Source organism: Solidesulfovibrio sp. (assembly GCF_029978005.1).
GTDB lineage: Bacteria > Desulfobacterota > Desulfovibrionia > Desulfovibrionales > Desulfovibrionaceae > Solidesulfovibrio.
The window spans coordinates 1-4602 of record NZ_JARKOZ010000075.1; the positions used below are offsets into that span (position 1 = coordinate 1).

Below are 4602 nucleotides of genomic sequence, written 5' to 3' on the forward strand. Positions count from 1 at the left end.
CGGCAAGAGCGCGCCCCAACGGGAAGGGTGTCCCGAGGACGCAACGCGCACGTCGCGAAGCCATTGAAAGTTTTTTGGAAGGGGTCCGGGGGAACCTTTTTTTCAAAAAAGGTTCCCCCGGCCGCCGGAGGCACATCCCGATGAAAAAAGGTTATTACGGCGACTTCGGCGGGCAGTTCGTGCCCGAGCTGCTCATGCCGCCGCTGTTGGAGCTCGAGGAGGCCATGCGCACCATCGTGCCGAGCCCGGGGTTCCAGAACGAGCTCAATGCCCTGCTGGCCGACTACGTGGGCCGGCCCTCGCCCTTGTACCGTTGCCCGAACCTGTCCAAGGAGCTGGGCTTCGATCTGTGGCTCAAACGCGAGGACCTGAACCATACCGGGGCGCACAAGATCAACAACACCATGGGCCAGGGCCTGCTGACCAAATACATGGGCAAATCCGTGCTCCTGGCCGAGACCGGAGCCGGGCAGCACGGCGTGGCCACGGCCACGGCCGCGGCCATGCTGGGCCTTGGCTGCATCGTCTACATGGGGGCCGAGGACGTGGTGCGCCAGGCCCACAACGTCAAGCGTATGAAGCTGCTCGGGGCCGAGGTCGTGCCCATCGAGTCCGGCACCAAGACGCTCAAGGACGCCATCAACGCGGCGCTGCGCTACTGGATCGCCGAGCAGGGGACCACCCACTACTGTTTCGGCACGGCCGCCGGGCCCCATCCCTTTCCGCTTCTGGTGCGCGAGTTCCAGGCCGTGATCTCCCGCGAGGCCCGGGCCCAGTGCCTGGACAAGATGGGCCGGCTGCCGGACTACGTCGTGGCCTGCGTGGGCGGCGGCTCCAACGCCATCGGCATGTTCCACCACTTCGTGCCCGACGCCTCGGTCAGGCTCGTCGGCGTGGAGGCCGGCGGCACGGGCGAACCCGGCTGCTACAACTCCGCGCCCATAAGCCTCGGCACGCCCGGCGTGCTCCACGGCATGCGCAGCATGCTGCTGCAGACGAAAGAGGGGCAGATCCAGCCGTCGCACTCGGTTTCGGCCGGCCTGGACTATCCCGGCGTCGGCCCCGAGCACGCCTACCTGGCCGCGACGGGCCGGGTGAAATACGAGATCGCCGTGGACAGCGAGGCCCTGGCCGCCTTCGAGGCCCTGTGCCGGCGCGAGGGCATCATCCCGGCCCTGGAAAGCTGCCACGCCGTGGCCTGGGTGCTCGGCCACGCCCGGGAGATTCCCAAGGGGGCGCAGGTGGTGGTGTGTTTGTCCGGCCGGGGCGACAAGGACCTCGGCATCATCGAAGCCTACGAGAAAACGCAGGGAGGCCTCGCATGAGCCAGTCCATCCTCACCGCGCGCATCATGGAGGCGCTGGCCGCCGGGCGCAAGGCGCTCATCCCCTTTCTGCCCGGCGGCTTTCCGGACAAGGAGCGCTTCTTCGACGAACTCGACGCCCTGGACGCCGGCGGCGCGGACATCATCGAGATCGGCGTGCCCTTTTCCGATCCCGTGGCCGACGGCCCGGTGGTGGAAAAGGCCTCCCTGGATTGCCTCCTGAACGGCACCTGCCTGTCCTGGCTCTTCCACGAGCTTTCCAAACGCAAGGGCCGCTACAAGGCCGGGCTGGTGCTGATGGGCTACTACAACCCCTTCCTGCAATACGGCCTGGACAACCTGGCCGAGGACGCGGCCGAGGCCGGGGTCAATGGCTTCATCGTGCCGGACCTGCCGCTCGAGGAATCCGGCCCCATGGCCGAGGCGCTGGGCAAGTTCGATCTGGACCTCATTCCCCTGGTCGGACTCAACACCTCCGAGGAACGCCTGGCCGCCTACGCCGAAAAGGCGCGCGGCTTCGTCTACTTCGTGTCCGTGCTCGGCACCACCGGCATGCGCGAGTCGCTGCCGGCCGAGATCGCCGAGCGCCTGGCCGCCGTGCGGCGCATCTTCAAGGTGCCCGTGGCCCTGGGCTTCGGCATCAAGCGGCCCGAGCAGCTGTCCGCCTTCGGCGACCTCATCGACGCCGTGGTCTTCGGCTCGGCGCTGATCGCCCACATCGACGCCGGCGGCACGGCCGCCGAGTTCATGGCCCGCTGGCGCAGCTGACCGCAACGATACGGGCGGCCGGATCACGACGTGATCCGGCCCATGGGCCCCCGGCCGGCATGCGACCCGGCCGGGCGGCCCTCCCCTGTCGCGGGAAGCCGCCATGCACGCTCCAACCTACGCCGCCTATCTCCTCGCCCTGACCGCCAGCATGCTCACGCCCGGCCCGGCCATGCTGCAAGCCCTGACGCTCGGCATGCGCCACGGCTGCCGGCCCGTGGCCTTCGTGGCGCTCGGCAACGTCTGCGCCACGCTGCTGCAGATCCTCGTCGCCCTGTACGGACTCTCGCGCCTGTCCGGCGCGCCGTGGCTCCTGCGCGCGGCGTCGCTGGCCGGCGCGGCCTACATCGCCTGGCTGGGGCTGGCCCTGTGGCGGGCCGGTGCGCGGGAGGTCGCCCCGGCGGGCGACGCCGCCCGGCCGACGCTTTGCTCCCTGGCCCTGCAAGGCGCGGGCGTGGCCGCGGTCAACCCCAAGGCCTGGGGATTCCTCGGCGCGCTACTGCCGCCGTTCGTCGCGCAGGGCCTGCCGGATGTCCGCGGCATCGCCCTTCTGGCCGCGCCCATCCTGCTGTTGGCCTTCGGCGGCATGCTGGCCTACGCCCGGTTCGGGACCTGGCTGGCCGGGGCGCTGGCCTCGCCGCGCGCCGCCCGGCGGTTCTTCCGGGCCATGGCGCTGACGCTTTGGGCCTGCGCCGGCTGCTTCGCCGTGGGATAAGGCTGGTTTCTCCGGCGCATATGGGGTAATGGGTCGCAAACCGGACGACCTCCCATGCCGCACTGCGCCAAGATACTCTTCGTCGACGACGACCGGGCCGTGCTCGACTCCCTGCGGCGCGGCCTGTGCCGCCGTTACGACGTGGCCACCGCCGCCGGCCCCCGGGCCGGCCTCGAGGCGTTGCGGGAATGCGGCCCGTACGCCGTGGTCGTCTCGGACCTGCGCATGCCGGGCATGGACGGCGTGGCCTTCCTCAAGGCGGCCAAGGAGCGCTGCCCGCAGATCGTGCCGGTCATGCTCACGGGCCACGGCGACCTGACCGCGGCCATGGCCGCGGTCAACGAAGGCCACATCTTCCGCTTCCTGACCAAGCCCTGCCCCATCCCCGCGCTGTGCCTGGCCCTGGACGCCGCCCTGGAACAGTACCGCCTGGCCGCCGCCGAAAAGGAGCTGGTGCGGGTGACGCTGGAAAACGCCCGCCTCAAGGAGGACGTGGAGCGCATCATGCGCCACGACCTCAAGTCGCCGCTGACCACCATCATCAGCCTGCCGCAGGTCCTGCGCCTGGCGGGCAACCTCGACGACGACCAGCGCGAGATGCTCTCGCTGATCGAAGACGCCGGCTACATGGTGTTGTCCATGGTCAACCTGTCCACGGCGCTGTTCAAGATGGAGCGCGGCCAGTTCGTGCTCGACCCGGCCGACGTGGACCTGCTCCCCATCGTGCGCAAGATCGCGAGCGTCCACGCCGACACGGCCAGGCGCCGCGCTCTTGCGATCGAGGTGACCCTCGAGGGCACGCCGGCCGGGCCCGGGGCCCTGTTCCTGGTGCGCGGCGAGGAGCTGCTTTGCTATTCCATGCTGGCCAACCTCGTGGCCAATGCCGTGGAAGCCTCGCCGGACGGCGAGACGGTGTCCGTGGCCCTGCGCCGCGAAGGGGACTTCGCGAGCGTGGCCATCGCCAACAAGGGGGCCGTGCCGGAATGCGTGCGGGATCGCTTCTTCGAGAAGTACGCCACGGCCGGCAAGGCGCGCGGCACGGGGCTTGGCACCTATTCGGCGCGGCTTATCGTCCTGGCCCACGGCGGCGAAATCGCCATGGCCACGGACGAGATCGCGGGCACCGTGGTCACCGTCCGGCTTCCCGGTGCGGCATGAACGCGCGCTCGGCCAGGACCTCCTGGATCTTCCTGCCCAGGACGTTGGGGGAAAAGGGCTTGACGATGTAGTTGGTCACGCCGGCCTGCACGGCCGTGAGCACGTGCTCCTCGTTGGCCTCGGCCGTGATCATGACCACCGGCAGCTTGCGGTAGGCCTCGCTGGCCCGGATGCGGCTCAGAAGCGACAGACCCGACATGCGGGGCATGTTCCAGTCGAGCAGGACCAAGTCCACGTGCTGGCCGTTGATGACGTTCCAGGCGATGTCGCCGTCCTCGGCGCACTCGACGTTGCGGTAGCCCAACTGGCGCAGGATGTAGACGATGGTCTTGCGCATGGGCTGCTGGTCGTCCACCACCAGGATGGCCGGGAAGGACGTCGGATCCATGGCCGCCTCCTTGGCTGCGGCTCCATGATAGCCTCAAAACGACGGCCGCGCCAGGGAATCGGGTTTTTCCCGTCAAGGCCGAAGATGACGGCGGACGGCTAGTCGCAACGGTGGCGGCTGCACGCCCCCTCGCGGATGAAGACCACGGACTCGGCGATGTTGGTGCACTGGTCGCACACCCGCTTGAGGCCGTGGGCGATGAAGCTCACCTGCACGGCCCGCTCCACCGGCCGGGCCACCTCGCGCATG

At 69.4% G+C, this 4602-nt stretch carries 6 protein-coding genes; 4 read left to right on the forward strand and 2 right to left on the reverse strand.

What is annotated here, in order from left to right:
* The first annotated feature begins 140 nt into the window (after window positions 1-140).
* From trpB to Q1K70_RS08830, 4 genes are all read left to right on the forward strand, one after another.
* Window positions 141-1325: a tryptophan synthase subunit beta gene (trpB, locus tag Q1K70_RS08815; RefSeq protein WP_300157956.1), complete on the forward strand. Its 1185-nt coding sequence runs from the start codon at window positions 141-143 to the stop codon at window positions 1323-1325.
* Window positions 1322-2092: a tryptophan synthase subunit alpha gene (gene trpA / locus Q1K70_RS08820; RefSeq protein WP_300157958.1), complete on the forward strand. Its 771-nt coding sequence runs from the start codon at window positions 1322-1324 to the stop codon at window positions 2090-2092. Before trpB ends, trpA begins: the two co-directional genes overlap by 4 nt.
* Before the next feature lie 103 nt (window positions 2093-2195).
* Window positions 2196-2807, forward strand: coding sequence for a LysE family translocator (locus Q1K70_RS08825; RefSeq protein WP_300157960.1), 612 nt, complete (start codon window positions 2196-2198; stop codon window positions 2805-2807).
* Window positions 2808-2861: 54 nt separating this feature from the next.
* Window positions 2862-3965, forward strand: a complete 1104-nt coding sequence (locus tag Q1K70_RS08830) for a hybrid sensor histidine kinase/response regulator (protein ID WP_300157962.1) — start codon at window positions 2862-2864, stop codon at window positions 3963-3965.
* On the opposite strand, the gene Q1K70_RS08835 is transcribed toward Q1K70_RS08830, so the two are convergent.
* Entirely contained in the window at window positions 3937-4353 is a 417-nt protein-coding gene (locus Q1K70_RS08835; RefSeq protein ID WP_300157964.1) for a response regulator, read from the reverse strand. The genes Q1K70_RS08830 and Q1K70_RS08835 overlap by 29 nt on opposite strands.
* Before the next feature lie 98 nt (window positions 4354-4451).
* Window positions 4452-4602, reverse strand: a 151-nt coding sequence (locus Q1K70_RS08840) for a PhoU domain-containing protein (protein WP_366521675.1), incomplete at its 5' end; no start/stop codon positions are given.

Excerpts from the sequence above, each read along its gene's own strand:
- Q1K70_RS08835 (WP_300157964.1), bottom strand. The coding sequence starts at position 4,353 with ATGGATCCGACGTCCTTCCCGGCCATCCTGGTGGTGGACGACCAGCAG.
- Q1K70_RS08825 (WP_300157960.1), top strand. The coding sequence starts at position 2,196 with ATGCACGCTCCAACCTACGCCGCCTATCTCCTCGCCCTGACCGCCAGC.
- trpB (WP_300157956.1), top strand. The coding sequence starts at position 141 with ATGAAAAAAGGTTATTACGGCGACTTCGGCGGGCAGTTCGTGCCCGAG.
- Q1K70_RS08830 (WP_300157962.1), top strand. The coding sequence starts at position 2,862 with ATGCCGCACTGCGCCAAGATACTCTTCGTCGACGACGACCGGGCCGTG.
- trpA (WP_300157958.1), top strand. The coding sequence starts at position 1,322 with ATGAGCCAGTCCATCCTCACCGCGCGCATCATGGAGGCGCTGGCCGCC.